Consider the following 17,988-nt stretch of genomic DNA (forward strand, 5'->3'; position numbering starts at 1 on the left):
CGCGGGCGCCGCCTCGTCGAGGCCGACCTGGGCGACCCCGCGGCCCGCGACGGCGTGCTGGACCTGATCGCCGGCGCCGACGTGCTGATCGAGGGCTTCCGCCCCGGCGTCACCGAGCGCCTCGGCCTCGGCCCGGACGACTGCGCGCGGCGCAACCCGCGGCTGGTCTACGGGCGGATGACCGGCTGGGGCCAGCAGGGACCGCTGGCGGACCGGGTCGGCCACGACATCAACTACCTGTCGATCACCGGGGTGCTCAACGCGGTCGGGCGCGCCGGCGAGCCGCCACTGCCGCCGCTGAACCTGGTCGGCGACTTCGGCGGCGGTTCCACCTACCTGGTGGTGGGCGTCCTGGCCGCGCTGGTCGAGCGGGAGCGCTCCGGGCGCGGCCAGGTCATCGACGCGGCCATCGTCGACGGCGCGAGCCTGCTCGCGCACATGGTCTGGGGGCTGCGCGGGCGTGGCCGCTGGAACGACGAGCGCGGCTCCAACCGCCTCGACACCGGCGCGCCGTTCTACGACGTCTACGCCACCGCCGACGGGCGCTACATGGCCGTCGGCGCGCTCGAACCCCGCTTCTACGCCACGTTCGTCACCGGCCTCGGCCTCGACCCGGCCGTGCTGCCCGGCCAGGACGACCGGGCCCGCTGGCCCGAGCTGCGCGAGGCGTTCACCAAGGCCTTCGCCGGGCGCACCCGCGACGAGTGGGCGGCCGTGTTCGACCCCCTCGACGCCTGCGTCACCCCGGTGCTGGACTTCGACGAGGCCGCGGCGCACCCGCACATGGCCGCCCGGGAGATCCTCATCGACGTGGCCGGCGTGACCCAGCCCGCCCCCGCGCCGCGGTTCTCCCGCAGCGTCCCCGCCGCGCCGCGGGTTCCCCCGCGGGCCGCGCACACCGTGGCCGAGGTCCTGGCCGGGTGGACCTGATCGCCCGCCGCGCCCCCGAGTCCGCTCCGGCCCCCGGCTGCGACCTCGGCCTCGGCTGCGACCTCGGCCTCCGCTGCCACCTCGGCCTGCGCTGCCACCTCGGCCTGCGCTGCCACCTCGTCATCGGCTGCACCACCGTCCTCGCCCTCACCCAGACAACAAAGGAGGCGCCGTGTCCGTAGCGGCAGCGCCGTCCAGCGGCTCCGACACGTTCCCCACCGGTGCCTGGGAGCTCCCGGACGAGTTCCGGATGCTCACCGACACGGTGCGCCGCTTCATGGAGACCGAGGTCCGCCCGCTGGAGGACACTCTCCCCCACGACGCGGCCGGCCTGCCGCCCGAGCTGCTCGGCCCGTTGCAGGCCAAGGCCCGCGCGGCGGATCTGTGGGCGCTGCAGACGCCGGCGGAGTTCGGCGGTGCCGGGCTGAGCGTCCTCGGCCAGGTCGTCATCGCCGAAGAGGCGGCGAAGTGCCGGATGGGCGCGTTCTTCCCGGCCTGCGGGGCGTTCGGCGGCAACCCGCCGACGGTGATGTTCTCCGCGACCAAGGAGCAGTTCGAGACGTACGCCCGCCCCATCATCGAGGGCAGGGCGGGCCGGGCGTTCACCGCGATCAGCGAGCCGTCCGGCGGTTCCGACCCGGCCCGGGCGATCCGCTGCCGGGCCGAGCGCGACGGCGACCACTACGTCATCAACGGCACCAAGATGTGGACGACCCACGCCGGCTCCGCGGCCTGGGGGGTGCTCTACGCGCGCACCGGCGAGCCGGGCCGGCGCGACGGGATCACCTGCTTCATCCTGCCCAACGACGTCGAGGGGCTGACCAAGTTCCCGATCGACGTGATGACCTCCTACGCGCCGTACGAGCTGCACTTCGACAACGTCCGGATTCCGGTCGAGAACCGGATCGGCGAGGAGGGCCAGGGCTTCCGGCTCGCCTCGCAGTTCCTGGTCTCCGGGCGCATCGCCTACGCCGCCGGCCCGATCGGCATCGCCCAGCAGGCGCTGGGGATGGCGATCGACTGGGTCAAGCAGCGCGAGGTCTTCGGCTCCCGGCTGGCCGACAAGCAGGGCATCCAGTGGATGATCGCCGACAGTGAGGTGGAGCTGCGCGCCGCCCGGCTGCTGATGTACCAGGCGGCCTGGAACGCCGACCTGGGCAAGGACGTGCGGGTCGACGCCTCGGTGTGCAAGATGTACGGCACCGAGGCCGCCTACCGGGTGCTGGACCGCTGCGTGCAGATGTTCGGCGCGCTGGGCCTGTCCAAGGAGATGCCGCTGGAGCGCTGGTTCCGCGACCTGCGGGTCAAGCGCCTCGGCGAGGGCGCCTCCGAGGTCCAGAAGATGATCATTGCCCGCGAGCTGCTACGTTGATGCGCCGATGACCGAAACCGGAACCTCCTCGAGCGCCGGAACCTCGTCGACCACTGGCACGCCCGCGGGCGGCCTCGTCCCGGCAGCCCGCGTCGAGCCGGCCGACCACGCCCCATCCGCCCCATCCGCGCCGGTCGAGGCGGCTGCGCCGGTCGGGGCGGCCCCGCCGGCGCGGGAGTACGCCGAAAGCCGCTTCCGGCTGAGCCAGGTGATCCGCGGCGAGCACGGCGAGCACGGCGTGCGCGTCACGATGCAGCTCGGCCCGTGGCTCGACGGGCCCGACGGCATCGCGACGATCGGCTCGCTCGGCGTCCTGGTGGACTCCGCGATCGGGATGGAGGTCTACGACTCCCGGCCGGAGAACTCCCACTCGGTCACCGCCGAACTCTCCCTCGACGTCATCACCTCCCCGCCGTGGTCCGGCGCGTTGTTGACGGCCAGCGCCGAGCTGCTCGGGCGGGATCCCGCCGGTGGGACGGCGCGCTGCGAGGTCCGCGACGACGCCGGCCGGCTGATCGCCGTCGGCATCGGCCGCTGCCGCTTCGTCAGCATCCCGGGCACGGCGGCGGGGTACCTCGACGGCGAGCCGCAGATGCTGCCACCGGCCGCGCACCACTCGCTGCTGGAGGCCCTGAGCCGGGCCGACGCCAGGGGCCCGGGCGGGGACGGGATCATCGCCGGCCCCGTGCGCGACGGCGACGTCGGCCGGTTCCTCCTGCCCGCCAACCCGGCGTTCGAGAACGGCGGCGGCACCGTGCACGGCGGCGTCCTGTTCTGCGCCGCCGAACTCGCCACCGAGGCACTCGCCGACCCGGCGGTCCCGGAGCGCACGACGGCGATCCGGCTGAACTACCTGCGCCCGGCCGCCCTCGCCGCCGCGGTCACCGCGACCGCCGAACTCGTCCACCGCGGCCGCACGGTCTCCCTCTACCGGGTGACGACGGCGGGCCCGGCCGGCAAGCCCGCCACCCTCACCACCATCACCCGCGAGCGCGGCACCCCGGTCTTCTGACCCCGACCTCGCCGCCCGGCGCCTCCACCGGCGCCGGGCGGCGGCGGTGCCGCGAGGGCCACCGCTACCGACACCGTGACGGCTCCCACCATTGCCGAGCGCGGCGGGGCCCCGACATCCACGTTCCCCACCGTGGCGATCGATCAATCTTTACTGGTCATCTCGCTACTTTTGGGGGCATGCCTCGCGAGTGGGATGCACGCACCTACGATTCGCTACCTCTCCCCCACCTGTTCTGGGGTAAGAGGACACTCGGCCGACTCACGCTGACCGGCGGCGAGATGGTTCTCGATGCCGGCTGCGGCACCGGCGCGACACCAGCGCCCTGCTCGACCTGTTGCCCGGCGGGCGCGTGATCGCCCTGGACGGCTCCGCCGCCATGCTCGCGCGGCTGCGCGTCCGGCTCGCCGACCGCCTCGACCGCGTCGAGGTGATCCAGGCCGATCTACTGGCACCGCTGCCCGTCCACACCCAGGTCGACGCCGTTGTCAGCGTCGCCGCCCTCCACTGGCTTCCCAATCATGACATGGTCTTCGGAAATCTGGCCGCGATCATGCGACCGGGGGCCCAGCTCGCCTTCGAATGCGGCGGCCAGGGCAACGTCGCGAGCATCAACCATGCCATCGACGAGGTGCTGCCGAAGGCGCCACGGGTGTGGAACTTCGCCGGCATCGAGGACACCACCCGCCGCCTGCTCGACGCGGGGTTCACCGACGTCGAGGTGACGCTGACGCCCGATCCCGCCCGGTTCGAGCAGGTCGAGCAGTTCCGGACCTGTCTGGGAACGGTGGTGCTGGGCGCGCACCTCGACCGTCTCCCCGAGGACGAGCGCGCGGGCTTCGTCGACGCGATCACCGCCCGCCTCCCCCGAACCCGTCGTCGACTACGTCCGCCTCCAGGTCCGAGCAACCCGATCGGGCGACTGACCGGGCACGGGCCGAATCGCCGATGTCCGGACTACTCATCGCCGCCCTCGACGCCCTCGACGACCGCCGACCGACGACCGCCGACCAGCCCGCCGGCCGCTGCCCGGACTGCTCTTCTGGCCGGCCCCTGGAGATGGTTCCCGTGTCGTCTCCGCTTCCAGCGTACGAACATACGTTCGACATCCGGCAGGTGTTGTTCTACCGTTGGCACATGGTTTACGACGACATCGGCGCCGGCCTCGGCGCCGACGTGGGTGACAGCCCGGACCCGCCGGCATGCCTGGCCACGATCTGCGGGCAGCTCGACGGGCTACTGGCCGCGGACGTGTGGCGGCTCTCCGACGGCGAGCTGGACGGGCTTCTCGACGGGGTGTGCCGGCTGTCCGGGCGGGTCGCGGCGGTACGGGGCCGGTTGTTCGTCGAGGCGACCGACCGTGGCTTCGCCGTCCACCAGGGCGCCACCGATCTCGCGGCGTGGCTACGGGACCGGCTGAAGCTGACCCGCGGCGAGGCCCGCCGTCAGGTCACCCTCGCCCGCGACATCACCGTGTGCACCGCCACCGGCGCGGCCCTGGCCAGCGGGACGATCACCGTCGAACACGCGGTCGTCATCGGCGACGCGATGCGCAGCCTGCCCACCGGCACCACCGCCGACCAGCGCACCGCCGCCGAACAGGCCCTGATCGGTTTCGCCGGCCAGTTCGACAGCCTGCACCTCACCAAAATCGCCGCCCGCCTCCGCGAAACCCTCACCACCATCGACACCTCCCCTGGCGGCGACGACCCCCACACCGACAGCCACGCCGGCGAACACACCAGACCCAGCACCGGCGGCCACGGGAACGGCGGCGGTGCCGGCGCTGGCAGTGCCAGTGCCGGCGGGGGAGGCGGTGCCGGGTCTGGCGGCGGCGACGGTGGCGAGAGGCCGAGCCGGGACCCGGCCGACATCCGCCGGCTCACGTTCACCGACACCCCGAGCGGGACCACGCTGATCAGCGGAGAACTCGACGCCAAAGGCGCGGCCCTGCTGCGCACCGCGTTGGACAGCCTCGCCGCTCCCCAGCCCGCCGAGGACGGCACCCCCGACCGGCGTAGTCCCACCCGCCGACGCGCCGATGCCCTCGTCGCCCTCGTCACCCGCGCCCTGGGCGCCGCTGCGGTTCCCGAGACCGGCGGGGTCCGGCCGCATCTGACCGTCACCATCGGCTGGGAGACCCTGCTCGCCGCCGGTGTCATCCCCGCGACCACCAGCTGGGGTCTTCCGCTGCCACGCAGCGTCCTGGCCCGGTTGAGCTGCGACGCCGAAATCACCCGCATAATCCTCGACCCCGCCGGGGTCCCCCTCGACGTCGGACGCACCGCCCGAACCGTGCCCCCGCAGATGCGCCGCGCCCTGGTCGCCCGCGACCGGGGCTGCAGTTTTCCGGGCTGCGACAAGCCCCCGTCGTGGTGCGAATGCCACCATTGCACACATTGGAAAGACGACGGTGTCACGGCTTTGCACAACCTTGTGCTGATCTGCGGCCAGCATCATCGGCAGGTCCACCACGACGGCTGGACCATCATCTTCACCGACGACGGCCACCCCGCCTACATCCCACCCTGGCGCGTCGACCCCCACCAACGCCCCCGCCGCAACCCCTACACCCAAAACCCCACCGACCTGTTTGCCGCCACATGACCAGCAAAGCGATCCGGCGGCTAATGAGCTGGAGCGGTCCTCCCCTTCCAGGGGGAAATGCGATGTCATCGTCATTGCTGGCGTGGCGCGCCCAGCCGTGGGCCTCATCCTGCGTCAGCCGGCGTCGGGCCGGTCCACGCGGTACACATAGTGCAGCGGGTCGTCAACGGGGTTGTCCGGCGCGAGTGCACCCTGCCCGACGCGTCGGAGACCTGCCTTTTCCAGTGCCCGCCACGAGGCCTGGTTGGCCGCCACGACCGGCACCACGATGCAGGTGACCTCAGGATGGTCGATCCAGATGCGCCTGATCATGGAGGCGATCATGCGACTGCCCAGACCGCGCCCGGTCTGGTCGGGCTCGCCGATCAGATAGTCGATGGTCATGGCGCCGGCCTGGATGTCCACGATGGATGCCAATTCGTCGTGGTACTTCGGGTAGTCGGCGAGGCGGCACCGTTGCACCAGCCCGACGGGCCGGTCGTCGAGCAGGGCGAGGAAATCCTCCGCAGGCTCCTCGCCACGGGCGGCGGGACCGAAGTCGCGTGTGATGGCCTCTGTGGTCGTCTCGTGGTTCCACCACCTCGCGACGGTTGGCTGCTCCAGCCACCCCCGCAGCAGGGCGAAGTCGGCCTCGTCGAGCTGGCGCCAGGTGATCACCATCGATCGCTCCATGAGATGCGGTCCGAACCAGCCGCCGGGCCCAGCCCGGCCGCGACCAGCCGGCCGCGACCAGCCGGCGCGATCCAGCCGCCAGCATGTCACGGCTACGCTCCCCCTTCCGCCGGAGCAGCGATCATGACGCGCCGCCCTCGGCTACGGCGCGGCCGGCAGCGGCATTCAACCCGGGTATGACCGACGCGGGTATGACCGACGCGGGTGGGCACCCCGGTGCCCGGTGGCGGAACCGTCCCCGCCCCCCACGGACACGACGGCAGTATGGGCAGGGCAGCAGGCGGATGACCGGATTCCTGGCCAGGAAAAATGTTGCGCGCTAATATGCCAGAAAATTCGACAGTCTTGCTGCGGAAAGCGGGGCCATGCTGTGTACGGTGGGCCGATTGTCACATCGCTGGATGACGCGCACTGGTTCGACGTGACCCGGCTGGAGTATCCGGACGGGCGGATCGCGCGGATCCAGGAGGCGTGGATCCAGCTCTCGCCGCGCTACGTCTGCTTCTACAACAAGTGGGATCCGGGGGCGATCACGCCCCGGCACGGTCACCATGGGGACCACTCGATTTTCATTACCCGCGGGCAGGTCTCGGACGGTACACATGTCTGCGGCCCCGGCTCGCACATCATGCTCGAGTACGGCGACACGTTCGGCCCCTGGGAGGCCGGCCCGGAGGGTTGCGAGATGTACGGGGTCATCATGGGCGTCGGGCACCCGTTCCTGGACAAGGCCGCCTGGCGCAAATACCTGGCCGAACGCGGGATCGTCGAGCACCCCTGCCCGCCGCCGCCGCTGCCGCTGTGGTCGGCCGGGCTGAGCGTGCTGCCCGCGGACTGACCGCACGCGCGACGCGGCCCGTCCCGCACCCACGCCGCAGGCTGTCCCGCACGCAGGCGCGACGCGGCCCGCAGGCACGCAGGCACGCAGGCACGCAGGCACGCAGCAGACTCGCCCGCACGCAGACTGGCCCGGACGCACGACGCAGACTGGCCCGGACGCACGACGGCTGGGGCACCGAAGGACGGTGCCCCAGCCGGGGGCGGGTTATTCGATCGGGTCGTCGATCGTCGGGTTACGCACGCCGAAGCCGATTTCCTTGACGTTGAACGTCGGCTTCAGGCCCGGGCGGTCCACCCACGACGGGCGCGGCTCGTGGCCGGGCTCGGGGCGGGCCCAGTCGATCCAGGTGCCCCAGTCGTCGCGGGTCAGCTTGATGTCGCCGGGCGTGTACGGCTGGCCGAACTCGGCGTACCACTTGCCGAACCGCTTCATCTCGTAGGCGATCCAGTAGTCCTCTTCGGACTTGAACTGGCCGTTACCCGCGTACTCCAGGATCTGGATCGACTCGGCGCCGACCTTGGGGCCGCCCGGGATCTTGTAGTTGTCGGCCCAGTTGATGCCCTTCCAGACCACCGTGTCACCGTCGATCGTGTACCAGATCATCGGCGTGTAGGTGCCCGGCGACCAGGACATGGTGACGTCGAGGTACTCCTCGATCTCGTCCTGGCCGTTGAAGGTGCCCCAGTAGTGGTCCTTGTACCAGGCGTCCTCGGTGAAGCACTCGTGCGCCCAGCGCTTCCAGTCCTCGGCGACGGGGCCGAGTAAGTAGTAGTTCTTGAAGGCGGCTTCCACTTCTTCGCGGGGGTGGCTCAACGTGGCCTCCAGAGTGTGGGGTGGTGCATGCGCCTCGAGGGCGGTCAGGCGCGGACCGTGGTCGGGGTGTAGGCGGCCTTGAGGTGCTTGATGCCGTGCAGGAAGTTCGTCCGCAGGAAGTGCGGCTCCTCCACGGCGTGAATGTCGGGAAGGTACTCGAACAGCGCCTTGAACACCACGGACAGTTCGAGGCGGGCGAGATGGGCGCCCAGGCAGAAGTGCGGGCCGGGGGCGCCGAAGCCGAGGTGCGGCGGGGTGAGGTCGCGGCGCACGTCGAAGCGGGTGCCGTCGGGGAACACCGACTCGTCCTGGTTCGCCGAGCGATACCACAGCACCAGCTTGTCGCCCTCGCGGAACTCCTGGTCGCCGAGACGCACCCCGTCGGCGGTGACGGTGCGGCGCATGTGCAGCACCGGCGACGCCCAGCGGACGACCTCGTCGACGGCCGTCGGCGTGACGCCGTCGACGTCGGCGGCCCACAGCGCCCGCTGGTCGGGGTACTGGGTCAGCGCGAGCAGGCCGTGCGCGATCGCGTTGCGGGTGGTCTCGTTGCCGGCGCCGACCAGCAGGATGAAGAAGGAGGCGAGCTCCCTCGCGGTGAGGTTCTCGTCCCCGGCGGCGACGAGCAGGCTGATGAGGTCGTCGCCGGGGTTGCGCTGCCGGTCGGCGGCGAGCTCGCGCAGCAGCTCGGCGAACTCGTCGCCGACCCGGGACAGGTTCTTCGCGACCCCGCGCGGGCTCTGGTCCGGAACGTACTCCGGGTCGCTGGCGCCGAGCAGCTTGTTCGTCGACTCGAAGACGAACTGCTCCTGGCTGCGCGGGATGCCCATCATGTCGTTGACGATGCGCAGCGGAATCAGCGCGGCGACCTCGGTGACGAAGTCGCACTCGCCCTTCTCCGCGACGACCCCGAGGACCTCCCGGGTCACCTCACCGACGTTGGCGCGCAGCGCCTCCAGGTTCTTCGCGGTGAAGCCGCGGGAGATGATCCGGCGCTGGCGGGCGTGCTGCGGGTTGTCCATCGCGATGATGGAGCCGAAGAACTCCCGCAGGTCCAGCGGCTGGTCGAAGATGTTGGTGCCCTCGCCGGAGCAGAAGTCCTCGGGCCGGCGGCTGACCTCCATCACGTCGGCGTAGCGGGTCACCGCGTAGAAGCCGCGGCCCCGGGTGTTGCCGGCGAGGTCGAGTTCGGGGAAGTGGGGGCGCTCGCCGGATGCGCGCACGCTCGCGAAGTAGGCGTCGCGTTCGGCCGCGGGCCGGGTCCACCAGTCGAGATCGTCCAGGTCGACGTCAGCGATCAGGCTCATGGGCCGGTTCTCCTCGTGCTGTGCGGCGGCACCGCGGGACGGATGCGGCGCGCTCCGGTGGTCGTTCGGACGGGTGGCGGCGAGCTGGTGCGACGAGCTGGGAGCGGCGAGTTCAGGGGCGACGAAGCTGAATGGCGGCGAGCTCAGGGGCGACGAGCTGGAGGGGCGACGAGCTGAGGGGCTGCGAATCTGAGGGGCTGCAAATCTGAGGGACGGCGACCGGGGAAGGATCAGGCGGCGTCGGCGGCCGGGTAGCGCAGGACGCCCCGCAGGTTGGTGCCGGCGCGCAGGTCGTCGAACGCGTCGTTGATGTCCTCGAGCGGGTAGGTCCGCGACACCATGATGTCGAGGTCGACCTGGCCGACGCTGGACAGCTCCAGCAGCTTCGGGATGTCGGCGCGCGGGTTGCCCGAGCCGTAGAGCGTGCCGATGATGCGCTTCTCGGTCAGGGTCAGGTCCATCAGGTTCACGTCGATGGACGTCTCCGTCGCCGGGTGGATGTTGGTCACCACGAGGGTGCCCCGCTTGGCCGTCATCCGCAGGGCCTTCTTGACCAGCTTGCCGTCGCCGACGCCCATCGCGCAGATGAACACGTCGGCGCCGCGGTCCCAGGTCGCCTCCGCAACGACGGCGGGCGCCTCCTGCCAGGAGGTCGCGACGTGGGTGGCGCCGAGCTCGAGGACCTTGTCCTTCTTCGTCTCGACCGGCTCGATCGCGACGATCACCTTGGCGCCGGCGAGCTTGGCGCCCTGGATGGCGGCGCCGCCGATCCCGCCGACGCCGGCGACGACCACGGCGTCGCCGGGGCGGACCTGGGCGGCGTAGACCGCCGAGCCCCAGCCGGTGACGAACCCGCAGCCCAGCAGGCAGGCCCGGTCCAGCGGGTAGTGATTATCGATCTTGATGACGCTGGCCTCGTTGACCACCGTGTGATGGGCGAACGACCCGATCAGGCAGGCGGTGGAGATGTCCTCGCCCTTGGCGTGGTGGCGGTAGCCGTCGTCGGAGATGTGCCGGCCGCTGTAGAGCTTGGCACCGAGGTCGCACAGGCTCTGGTGGCCGGTCGAGCAGGACGGACAGCGCCCACACGACGGCATGAAGCCGAACACGACGTGGTCACCGGGCTTGAGCCAGGACACGTGGGCACCGACCTCGCGCACGACCCCGGCGCCCTCGTGCCCGCCGATGCACGGGATGCGGAAGGGCATGTCCCGGGTGACGAGATGCTCGTCGGAGTGGCAGATACCGGAGGCGTGGAGTTCGACCAGCACCTCGTCGTGCTTGGGCGGGTCGAGCTCGATCGTCTCGACCGCCCACGGGGCGTTCGCCTCCCAGAGCACCGCGGCCTTGGTCTGCACTGTCGTGTGGTCCTCTCGTCGCTACCGGCGGTCCGGTACTGGTCGGTGGTTGGATGCTGCCGGTGGCACCGTATTGGCCGGTAGTTCGGCTCTCGAGTCGGCTCGTAGTGGTCCGGCCGCCGGTCGATCTACCGGGGGCTCACCCCGCCGGCAGGATGATCGACTGGTATTCGGTGTAGGCCGCCAGCCCCTCGGGACCGCCCTCGCGGCCGATGCCGGACTGCTTGAACCCGCCGAAGGGGCTACCCAGGTCCATCCCGGCGCTGGAGTTCACCCCGACTCCACCGGCGCGGATCCGGCCGGCGACGACCTCGCCCGCGGCGATGTCGGTCGTCCAGACCGCGCCGGCCAGGCCGTAGTCGGAGTCGTTGGCGATGCGCACCGCGTCGTCGACGCCGTCGTAGGGGATCACGACCATGACCGGACCGAAGATCTCCTCGCGGGCGACCCGCATGCCGTTGTCCACGCCGGCGAACAGGGTCGGCTCGACATACCAGCCGCGGTCGAGGCCCTTGGGCCGCCCGCCGCCGGTGACCAGGCGGGCGCCGTCGGCCTCGGCGGAGCTCAGGTAGCCCTCGACCCGCTCGCGGGCCTGGCTGGAGATCAGCGGGCCGACCTCAGTGGCGGGGTCGCTTGGGTCGCCGACCCGCAGCGCGCCGATGCGGGCGCCGAGCGCGTCGACGACCTCGTCGTAGCGGTCGCGGGGGGCGAGCACGCGGGTCTGGGAGACGCAGATCTGCCCGCCGTTGGACATCGCCCCGCCGACGATCGCCTCGACCGTGCGGTCGCCGAGGTCGACGTCGGGCAGCAGGATCGCCGCGGACTTGCCGCCGAGCTCCAGTGTGAACCGGCGCAGGTCGCGCGCGCACAGTTCGCCGATGCGGCGCCCGACCGCCGTCGACCCGGTGAAGCTGATCTTGTCGACGCCGGGGTGGCGGACCAGGTGCTCGCTGGCCGCGGCCTCGCCGGGGACGATGGACAGCACGCCCGGGGGCAGGCCGGCCGCCTCGGCTGCCTCGGCGAGCAGGTAGGTGTGCAGGGGGGTCTGCGGGGCCGGCTTGAGCACGACGGTGCAGCCGGCCAGCAGCGCCGGGGCGAGCTTGAGCGCGGCGACGAACAGCGGGGCGTTCCACGGCACGATCGCGCCGACCACGCCGACGGGCACCTGGCGCACCCGCACCGGGCCACCGAAGCCGCCCTTGCGGGTCGTCTCCCACTCGTGGCTGCGCCCGATCCCGCTGTAGGTCGCGAACACGGCGGTGGCGATCCCGACCTGACCGAGGGTCGACCATGCGCGCGGCGAGCCGACCTCCGAGGAGATGAGGTCGGCGAACTCCTCCGCCCGGGCCCGGATCGCCTTGCCGAGCCGGCCGACGATCTGCGCGCGCTCGGCGGGGTCGAGAGCCGGCCAGGGGCCGGTGTCGAAGGCGGTGCGGGCGGCGGCCACCGCCGCGTCGACGTCGGCGATCGAGGCGCTCGGCACGCGCCCGATCGGCTCCTCGGTCGCCGGGGAGAACACGTCGATCACCCGGGACGAGGCCGGCGGCACCCAGCCACCGATGAAGAGATTCTCGTGGGTGTACAAGGAGGTCTCTTTCCCACTGATGATCAGGTCGGGCGGCCGGGCCACGACCGGACCGGCCCGACAACGTCGACGCCCGGGCACCCGCCCGACCGTATGATCACTTAATTCTGGCGTTCATGTCACCGATGTGCAAACAGTACCCGCACCGACTACGCACCGGCCGTGTTCGCCGGGGTTCGCGCGGCGAAGTGCTGCAGGACCGGGCCGAGCAGTTCCGGGGTGGACCCGTGCAGGACCAGCTCGTCGGCGCCGGCGTCCAGGTAGTCGTCGAGGCGGGCGGCGCACGTGCCCGCGGAGCCCACCGCGGCGGCGTCGGTCAGCCACGACGCGGGCAGGGTGGCGGCGACGTCGAGGAGCTGGTGACGGGTGAAGACGTTGTCGGCGGACCCGCGCAGGCCGGCCATCAGCGGGTGCGAGCGCAGCGCCGCGAGCGGCTCGAGGTCCCACTCGTTCACCCCGGCCAGGCGCTCACCGAAGCCCGGGATCTGGAAGTAGGTCACCGCCCGCGCGCCGACCACCGCGGTCTCCTCCTCGTCAGTGAGGTCGGGGGCGACCACGACGGTGGCGTAGACCTTCACCGTCGACGGGTCGCGCCCCGCCTCGGCCGCCGACTTGCGCACGATCGCCACCGAGCGGGCGACGGCCTCCGGGGTGAGGAAGGGGTGCAGCAGCGCGCCGTCGAAGTGCGCCCCGGCGAGCGCGAGGCTCTTCGGGCCGATCGCGGCGAACACCAGCTCCGGCGGCGCGACGTCGGGCAGGTCCCCCAGGCGCATGACCGGGAAGCGCCCGGCCGGACCGTCGTAGGAGACCTTCTCTCCCCGGCACAGCCGGCGCAGCATGTCGGCGGAGTCGACGAGGACCTGGTTGGTCATCGCCGGCAGGCCCACGGCCTTCCACATCGGGCCGACCGAGCGCCCGAAGCCCAGCGTGAGGCGACCGCCGGTCAGCGCCTGGGCCGTCATCGCGGTGGACGCCAGCACGACGGGATGGCGCACGAGGAAGTGGGTGATGCCCGAAGCGATGCGCACCCGGCTGGTGGCCTGGCCGATGGCGCCCGCGAGCACCCCGAAGTCCTTCGTCCCCCACCGCTCGCTGAGCCACACGGTGCCGAGCCCGAGGTGCTCGGCGGTCTGCGCCTGACCGATCGCGGGCCGCGGATCGGCGACCCGGCCGGGCAGCACGTAGGCGCCGAGGCGGTCCGCCACCCGGGCGGCACCGGTCAGATCGCGGTCCCTGTTCGTCGTCATGCCCCTATTCTGACATCCGTGTCTAGTATTTGGGCGATCAGCCGGTCCGGGTGGCCGGCAACCGGGGCACGCGGGCAGAAGGAGTCAGGATGGCCACCACGGCACGACGTGACCTCGAGGCGACCCGGGAGGTCCTGCGGGGGTGGCTGCGGGATCGCCACGGCGCCGCCGACGTGGAGATCTCCCCGCTGACCTCGCCCAAGGCCGGCTACTCCAACGAGACCCTCTACCTGCACCTGGCCTGGACCCCGCCGGACGGCCCGCGGCGCGGCGAGGACCTCGTGCTGCGCATCGAGCCCACCGGCCACCAGCTCTTCGTGACCCCCGACGCGGTCCGCCAGGCCCGGATCATGCAGGCCCTCGCCCCCCATCCGGGCGTGCCGGTGCCGACCATCTGGTACATCGAGCCCGATCCCACCGTGCTGGGCTCGCCGTTCTACCTGATGGGCCGGGTCGAGGGCCGGGTGCCCGGCGACGTGCCGAGCTGGCACGCCGAGGGCTGGACGGTCGAGCTCAGCCCGGCGCAGCGGTCCGTGATGCACGACAACGCGCTGGCCTCCCTGGTCGCGCTGCACCGCATCGACGTGCGCGACGGCTTCGACTTCCTGACGCCCGCGGGGACCGGCACCGCGCTCGACCGCTACCTGGCGGGGCTGCGCGACTGGCACACCTGGGCGCAGCCGAGCCTGCGCTGGGAGCCCGAGACCGTGGCCGCGGCCGTGGACCACCTGCTGCGCGAGCGCCCCGACGACCCCGCCGCCGGCATCGTGTGGGGCGACGCCCGGGTCGGCAACATCAGCTTCGGCCCCGAGGAGTCCGTGCAGGCGATGTTCGACTGGGAGACGGCCACCGTCGGCCCGCCCGGCATCGACCTCGGCTGGTGGCTGATGTTCGAGGACTTCCTCTGCGAGGCCCAGCGGCTGACCCGCCTGGAAGGCGTGCCCGACCGGGCCGCGATCATCGCCCGCTACCAGGAGCTGTCCGGCCGGCCGGTCGAGCACATCGACTACTACGAACTGCTCGCCGCCACCGTCATGACGCTGATCAACAGCCGCCTCGGCGTGCTGCTGATGACCAGCGGCGGGCTGCCGGAACGGGTCGCCTCCGCCTACGCCCGCCGCACCATCAGGATGATCCGCCGCGGCCTCGACCGCGTCGCCGCCTGAGCCACCGCCTGACCCGCACCACCCGCGGACAGGCGTCCACGGAAACGCCGACAGTGACGCCCACGGAGATGCCGGCAGAAACGCCGGCAGAGGCGCCGGCAGAGACGCCCGCGGAGGCCGCCCGCGGAGAATGACGGCAGTGTTAGAAAGTTGCCCTGCCTCCTGCTAGCGTGCAGCACGTCACGGTGGCGCGGCAGGCAGCAGGCGGCACGACGGCGCCGCCCGGCGACGGGTCCGTAAGATCGCGCCCCCGGGCGCACCGCCTGACCACCTCGACCGACGACCCGACGGAGCAGTGATGAGCGCACCCAGCGAGGCGGGCGCCGCGTGGGAGTTCCCGATCGAACGCGGCAAGATCCGTGAGTTCGCCCTCGCCATGCAGTCCGAGGCGCCGGAGTACCTGGCCCCGGACGCCGTGGTCCCGCCGACGTTTCTGATCAACGCCAATCGCTGGGCGCCCGAGGGTGCCCGCGTGCCGCACGGGTTCGACCGCCGCCGGCTGCTGCACGGCGAGCAGGAGTACATCTTCCACGGGCCGCCGCCGCGCGCCGGGCAGACCCTCTACGCCGCCGAGCGCCTCGCCGAGCGTTACGAGAAGCCCGGCCGGCGCGGGGGCACCATGAAGTTCGCCGTCATCGTCACCGAGTTCCGCGACGAGGCGGGCACCCTGATCGCCGAGGGCCGCGCGACCTACATCGAGACCGCGAAGGCCACGAAGACCGCCGAGCCGACCAAGACCACGGAGCCGACCAGGACTGCGGAGCCGGCCAAGACTGCGGAGCCGGCCTCGGCCGCACAGCCGGCCACCGCCGCGCAGCCGGCGCCGGGCACGGAGGAGAAGGCATGACCGCCCCCGCCACCACGCTCGCCGACCTCGCCGTGGGTTCCTCTCCCGAGCCGCGCTCGTTCGGCCCGCTCACCCGGCAGATGTTCGTGCGCTACTCGGGGGCGTCGGGCGACCTCAACCCGATGCACTACGACGACACCTTCGCCCAGCGCGCCGGCTACCCGTCGGTGTTCTCCCAGGGGATGCACCAGGCGGCCCTGCTGGCCACCTTCGCCACCGACTGGCTGGGCGCGGAGAACGTCCGCCGGTTCCACGTCCGCTTCCGCGAGCAGGTCTGGCCGGACGACGTGCTGACCTGCTCCGGGGTGGTCACGGCCATCGAGGAGCAGCCCGAGGGTCGGCTGGTCTCGGTGGATCTGAGCTGCGCCCGCCAGACCGGCGGCGTGGCCATCGCCAGCACGGCGGAGTTCCTGCTCCCGCACTGACCGCGACCGCCTCGCGACCGCGGCGGCCCCAGGCAACCACCGGCCTGCCACACGTCCTTCGCCGCGGTTGCCGAACCTGGTTGACCGCGGACGCCGGCCCGCGGGACAGACCGCTCGGTCCAGTGACCTGCCGCGCAGAACGGGACCAATCGCTCAAGCCGGGGTGAGCCCGCTCGACGCCGGGCCGGCCGCTCGCCGCCGGGCCGCCCAGGAGGCGACCGGAGCGGTCCGGCGGCGTTACCCAAGAACTCGGTGGCGCCTGTTCCGAGAGTCAGCAGACTTCGGCAACGGGCGCGGCCGGGGGATCCGCGGTCCGGCCCCAGGGCGACAGCCGGACCGCGGATCCACCACCTCCCCGCGGGTCCCACCGACTCCCCGCGGGTCCCACCGACCGCAGGACTCCCCTGCTCTGTCCCGACCACCCCAGGTCGTTTCGCGGTCCCGGCCGCACATGCCTACCCGCTGGCTGACGCCGCCCCACGTCGTCCCCCGCGCCCCGGCCGGGAGCCTGTGTGCCCGGCAGCTGTGCCGCGTGGCTCATCCGCATGGACAGTGGGGATGCTCAACCCTCCAGTAGAACCACGCAGGCGCTCTCCCGCGCACCTGCCACAGTCGACGCCGGCGGCTGTCGGGTTCCGCCGAGGGGCAAGCACGTCCACTCGAGGGGTATCCCGCTCTGGCGGTGGTCTACCGCGCTCCGACGGTCAGCACTGCGCGCAGCACTCGGGGGGCGGTCCCGCGGCGGGCGACCGGGGACTGAACAGCCCGCCGAGGGCGGCGAGGGCGCCGGGTACCGGGCGGTAGTAGGCCCAGACGCCACGCTTGTCCCGGCTGATCAGGCCGGCGTCGACGAGGACCTTCAGGTGGTGGCTGACGGTCGGCTGGGTCAGCCCAAGGGGCTCGGTGAGTTCGCAGACGCAGGCTTCGCCGCCGTCACGGACGTAGATCATCGACAGGAGTCGCAGCCGGGCGGGGACGGCGATGGCCTTCAGCACGGCGGCGAGCCGGTCGGCGTCGTGGGCGGACAGGGGTGCGGCGGCCAGCGGGGTGCAGCAGTCCCCGAGCGCACCGGCCGGATCGCCGCCCGTCTCGGCCGGCCGGCCGGTGGACGCCGTCGTGACGGGAGCGGGCGTCGCAGCGGGAGCGGGCCTCGTGGCGGGAGCAGGCGCCGCAGCGGGAGCGGGCGCCGAGGTCGTGGCCATGCGGTCCAGCATGCCATGAGGGATTGACAGAGGTCTATGTCTGCGGACATGCTCCGTCCACCAGGACATAGACGACTGTCGATGTGTGAGGTGATCGTGATGGCGCGGGTGCAATTGGCGTTGAACGTGTCCGATGTGGACGCGGCGGTCGAGTTCTACTCGACGCTGTTCGGAGTCGGGCCGGCGAAGCGTCGGCCGGGGTATGCGAACTTCGCGGTCGACGTGCCGCCGCTGAAGCTGGTGCTGATCGAGAACCCGGACGTCCGCGGCAGCGGCGTCGCGGGCGCGCTGAACCACCTCGGCGTCGAGGTCGAGACGACCGACGAGGTCACCGCCGCGACGACCCGGCTGGCGGGCGCCGGGCTGGAGACCGCGGTCGAGGAGAACACCGCCTGCTGCTACGCGGTGCAGGACAAGGTGTGGGTCGACGACCCCGACGGCGCGCCGTGGGAGGTCTACACGGTGCTCTCCGACGTCGTCGACGGGCCGGTGCCGACGCTGCGCATGGTGGAGCCGGCCGCCGGGTCGGGGTCGGGCGGCGATCCGGGGTCGGGCGGCGATCCGGGGTCGGGCGGCGGTCCGGGGTCGGGCGGCGGTCCGGGGT

At 72.2% G+C, this 17,988-nt stretch carries 17 protein-coding genes and 2 pseudogenes; 11 read left to right on the forward strand and 8 right to left on the reverse strand.

Annotation, left to right across the window (positions count from 1 at the left end; genetic code table 11):
- From ND748_RS10810 to ND748_RS34585, 5 genes and pseudogenes are all read left to right on the forward strand, one after another.
- Positions 1 to 930: CaiB/BaiF CoA-transferase family protein (locus tag ND748_RS10810; protein WP_251745538.1), on the forward strand; the 930-nt coding region annotated here is incomplete at its 5' end.
- Entirely contained in the window at positions 921 to 1,112 is a 192-nt protein-coding gene (locus ND748_RS10815) for a hypothetical protein (RefSeq protein ID WP_251745539.1), read from the forward strand. The genes ND748_RS10810 and ND748_RS10815, both read left to right, overlap by 10 nt.
- Positions 1,103 to 2,302: an acyl-CoA dehydrogenase family protein gene (locus ND748_RS10820; RefSeq protein WP_251745540.1), complete on the forward strand. Its 1,200-nt coding sequence runs from the start codon at positions 1,103 to 1,105 to the stop codon at positions 2,300 to 2,302. The genes ND748_RS10815 and ND748_RS10820 overlap by 10 nt, the downstream gene beginning before the upstream one ends.
- A gap of 7 nt (positions 2,303 to 2,309) precedes the next feature.
- Positions 2,310 to 3,314 carry a PaaI family thioesterase gene (locus ND748_RS10825; RefSeq protein ID WP_251745541.1) on the forward strand — a complete coding sequence of 335 codons (1,005 nt, stop codon included), beginning with the start codon at positions 2,310 to 2,312 and terminating at the stop codon, positions 3,312 to 3,314.
- A gap of 352 nt (positions 3,315 to 3,666) precedes the next feature.
- Positions 3,667 to 3,834: pseudogene (locus ND748_RS34585) on the forward strand (class I SAM-dependent methyltransferase); the annotation flags it as partial.
- Here the strand turns inward: ND748_RS34585 and ND748_RS34590 are convergent.
- Positions 3,760 to 4,119, reverse strand: coding sequence for a hypothetical protein (locus ND748_RS34590; protein ID WP_308205623.1), 360 nt, complete (start codon positions 4,117 to 4,119; stop codon positions 3,760 to 3,762). The pseudogene ND748_RS34585 and the gene ND748_RS34590 overlap by 75 nt on opposite strands.
- A 143-nt stretch (positions 4,120 to 4,262) precedes the next feature.
- Here ND748_RS34590 and ND748_RS10835 point away from each other — a divergent pair, with 143 nt between their 5' ends.
- Positions 4,263 to 5,921: a DUF222 domain-containing protein gene (locus tag ND748_RS10835; RefSeq protein WP_308205622.1), complete on the forward strand. Its 1,659-nt coding sequence runs from the start codon at positions 4,263 to 4,265 to the stop codon at positions 5,919 to 5,921.
- A 114-nt stretch (positions 5,922 to 6,035) separates the two neighbouring features.
- On the opposite strand, the gene ND748_RS10840 is transcribed toward ND748_RS10835, so the two are convergent.
- Positions 6,036 to 6,578 carry a GNAT family N-acetyltransferase gene (locus ND748_RS10840; RefSeq protein ID WP_374215890.1) on the reverse strand — a complete coding sequence of 181 codons (543 nt, stop codon included), beginning with the start codon at positions 6,576 to 6,578 and terminating at the stop codon, positions 6,036 to 6,038.
- A gap of 436 nt (positions 6,579 to 7,014) precedes the next feature.
- Between ND748_RS10840 and ND748_RS10845 the strand changes: the two genes are divergently transcribed.
- Positions 7,015 to 7,431 carry a hypothetical protein gene (locus tag ND748_RS10845; RefSeq protein ID WP_251745543.1) on the forward strand — a complete coding sequence of 139 codons (417 nt, stop codon included), beginning with the start codon at positions 7,015 to 7,017 and terminating at the stop codon, positions 7,429 to 7,431.
- A gap of 207 nt (positions 7,432 to 7,638) precedes the next feature.
- Here ND748_RS10845 and ND748_RS10850 read toward each other — a convergent pair whose 3' ends face one another.
- From ND748_RS10850 to ND748_RS10870, 5 genes are all read right to left on the reverse strand, one after another.
- Positions 7,639 to 8,247 (reverse strand): hypothetical protein, encoded by a 609-nt coding sequence (locus ND748_RS10850; protein WP_251745544.1) that lies wholly within the window; start codon positions 8,245 to 8,247, stop codon positions 7,639 to 7,641.
- A 44-nt stretch (positions 8,248 to 8,291) separates the two neighbouring features.
- Positions 8,292 to 9,554: a cytochrome P450 gene (locus tag ND748_RS10855; RefSeq protein ID WP_251745545.1), complete on the reverse strand. Its 1,263-nt coding sequence runs from the start codon at positions 9,552 to 9,554 to the stop codon at positions 8,292 to 8,294.
- Between the two features lie 230 nt (positions 9,555 to 9,784).
- Positions 9,785 to 10,912, reverse strand: coding sequence for an NDMA-dependent alcohol dehydrogenase (locus ND748_RS10860; protein WP_251745546.1), 1,128 nt, complete (start codon positions 10,910 to 10,912; stop codon positions 9,785 to 9,787).
- 139 nt (positions 10,913 to 11,051) lie between these two features.
- Complete coding sequence (locus tag ND748_RS10865; RefSeq protein WP_251745547.1) at positions 11,052 to 12,497, reverse strand: aldehyde dehydrogenase; 1,446 nt, start codon at positions 12,495 to 12,497, stop codon at positions 11,052 to 11,054.
- Positions 12,498 to 12,646: 149 nt separating this feature from the next.
- Positions 12,647 to 13,744 (reverse strand): TIGR03857 family LLM class F420-dependent oxidoreductase, encoded by a 1,098-nt coding sequence (locus ND748_RS10870; RefSeq protein ID WP_251745548.1) that lies wholly within the window; start codon positions 13,742 to 13,744, stop codon positions 12,647 to 12,649.
- An 89-nt stretch (positions 13,745 to 13,833) separates the two neighbouring features.
- On the opposite strand from ND748_RS10870, the gene ND748_RS10875 reads away from it, so the two are divergent.
- The 3 genes and pseudogenes from ND748_RS10875 (at position 13,834) to ND748_RS10885 (ending at position 16,182) form a co-directional block, all read left to right on the forward strand.
- On the forward strand, positions 13,834 to 14,910 hold the full coding sequence (locus tag ND748_RS10875; RefSeq protein WP_251745549.1) for a phosphotransferase family protein: 1,077 nt from the start codon (positions 13,834 to 13,836) through the stop codon (positions 14,908 to 14,910).
- 298 nt (positions 14,911 to 15,208) lie between these two features.
- Positions 15,209 to 15,616 (forward strand): annotated as a pseudogene (locus ND748_RS10880) (MaoC family dehydratase N-terminal domain-containing protein); the annotation flags it as partial.
- 137 nt (positions 15,617 to 15,753) lie between these two features.
- Complete coding sequence (locus ND748_RS10885) at positions 15,754 to 16,182, forward strand: MaoC/PaaZ C-terminal domain-containing protein (RefSeq protein WP_251745551.1); 429 nt, start codon at positions 15,754 to 15,756, stop codon at positions 16,180 to 16,182.
- A 704-nt stretch (positions 16,183 to 16,886) separates the two neighbouring features.
- Here the strand turns inward: ND748_RS10885 and ND748_RS10890 are convergent.
- On the reverse strand, positions 16,887 to 17,384 hold the full coding sequence (locus tag ND748_RS10890; RefSeq protein WP_251745552.1) for a helix-turn-helix transcriptional regulator: 498 nt from the start codon (positions 17,382 to 17,384) through the stop codon (positions 16,887 to 16,889).
- Positions 17,385 to 17,483: 99 nt separating this feature from the next.
- Between ND748_RS10890 and ND748_RS10895 the strand changes: the two genes are divergently transcribed.
- Positions 17,484 to 17,988, forward strand: a 505-nt coding sequence (locus ND748_RS10895) for an ArsI/CadI family heavy metal resistance metalloenzyme (RefSeq protein WP_251745553.1), incomplete at its 3' end; no start/stop codon positions are given.

The organism is Frankia sp. AiPs1 (assembly GCF_023716945.1).
Lineage (GTDB): Bacteria > Actinomycetota > Actinomycetes > Frankiales > Frankiaceae > Frankia.

Bases quoted from the DNA above. Each gene is read 5' to 3' on its own strand.
- ND748_RS10825 (WP_251745541.1), top strand. From the start codon at position 2,310: ATGACCGAAACCGGAACCTCCTCGAGCGCCGGAACCTCGTCGACCACT.
- ND748_RS10835 (WP_308205622.1), top strand. From the start codon at position 4,263: ATGTCCGGACTACTCATCGCCGCCCTCGACGCCCTCGACGACCGCCGA.
- ND748_RS10855 (WP_251745545.1), bottom strand. From the start codon at position 9,554: ATGAGCCTGATCGCTGACGTCGACCTGGACGATCTCGACTGGTGGACC.
- ND748_RS10870 (WP_251745548.1), bottom strand. From the start codon at position 13,744: ATGACGACGAACAGGGACCGCGATCTGACCGGTGCCGCCCGGGTGGCG.
- ND748_RS10875 (WP_251745549.1), top strand. From the start codon at position 13,834: ATGGCCACCACGGCACGACGTGACCTCGAGGCGACCCGGGAGGTCCTG.
- ND748_RS10885 (WP_251745551.1), top strand. From the start codon at position 15,754: ATGACCGCCCCCGCCACCACGCTCGCCGACCTCGCCGTGGGTTCCTCT.
- ND748_RS10890 (WP_251745552.1), bottom strand. From the start codon at position 17,384: ATGGCCACGACCTCGGCGCCCGCTCCCGCTGCGGCGCCTGCTCCCGCC.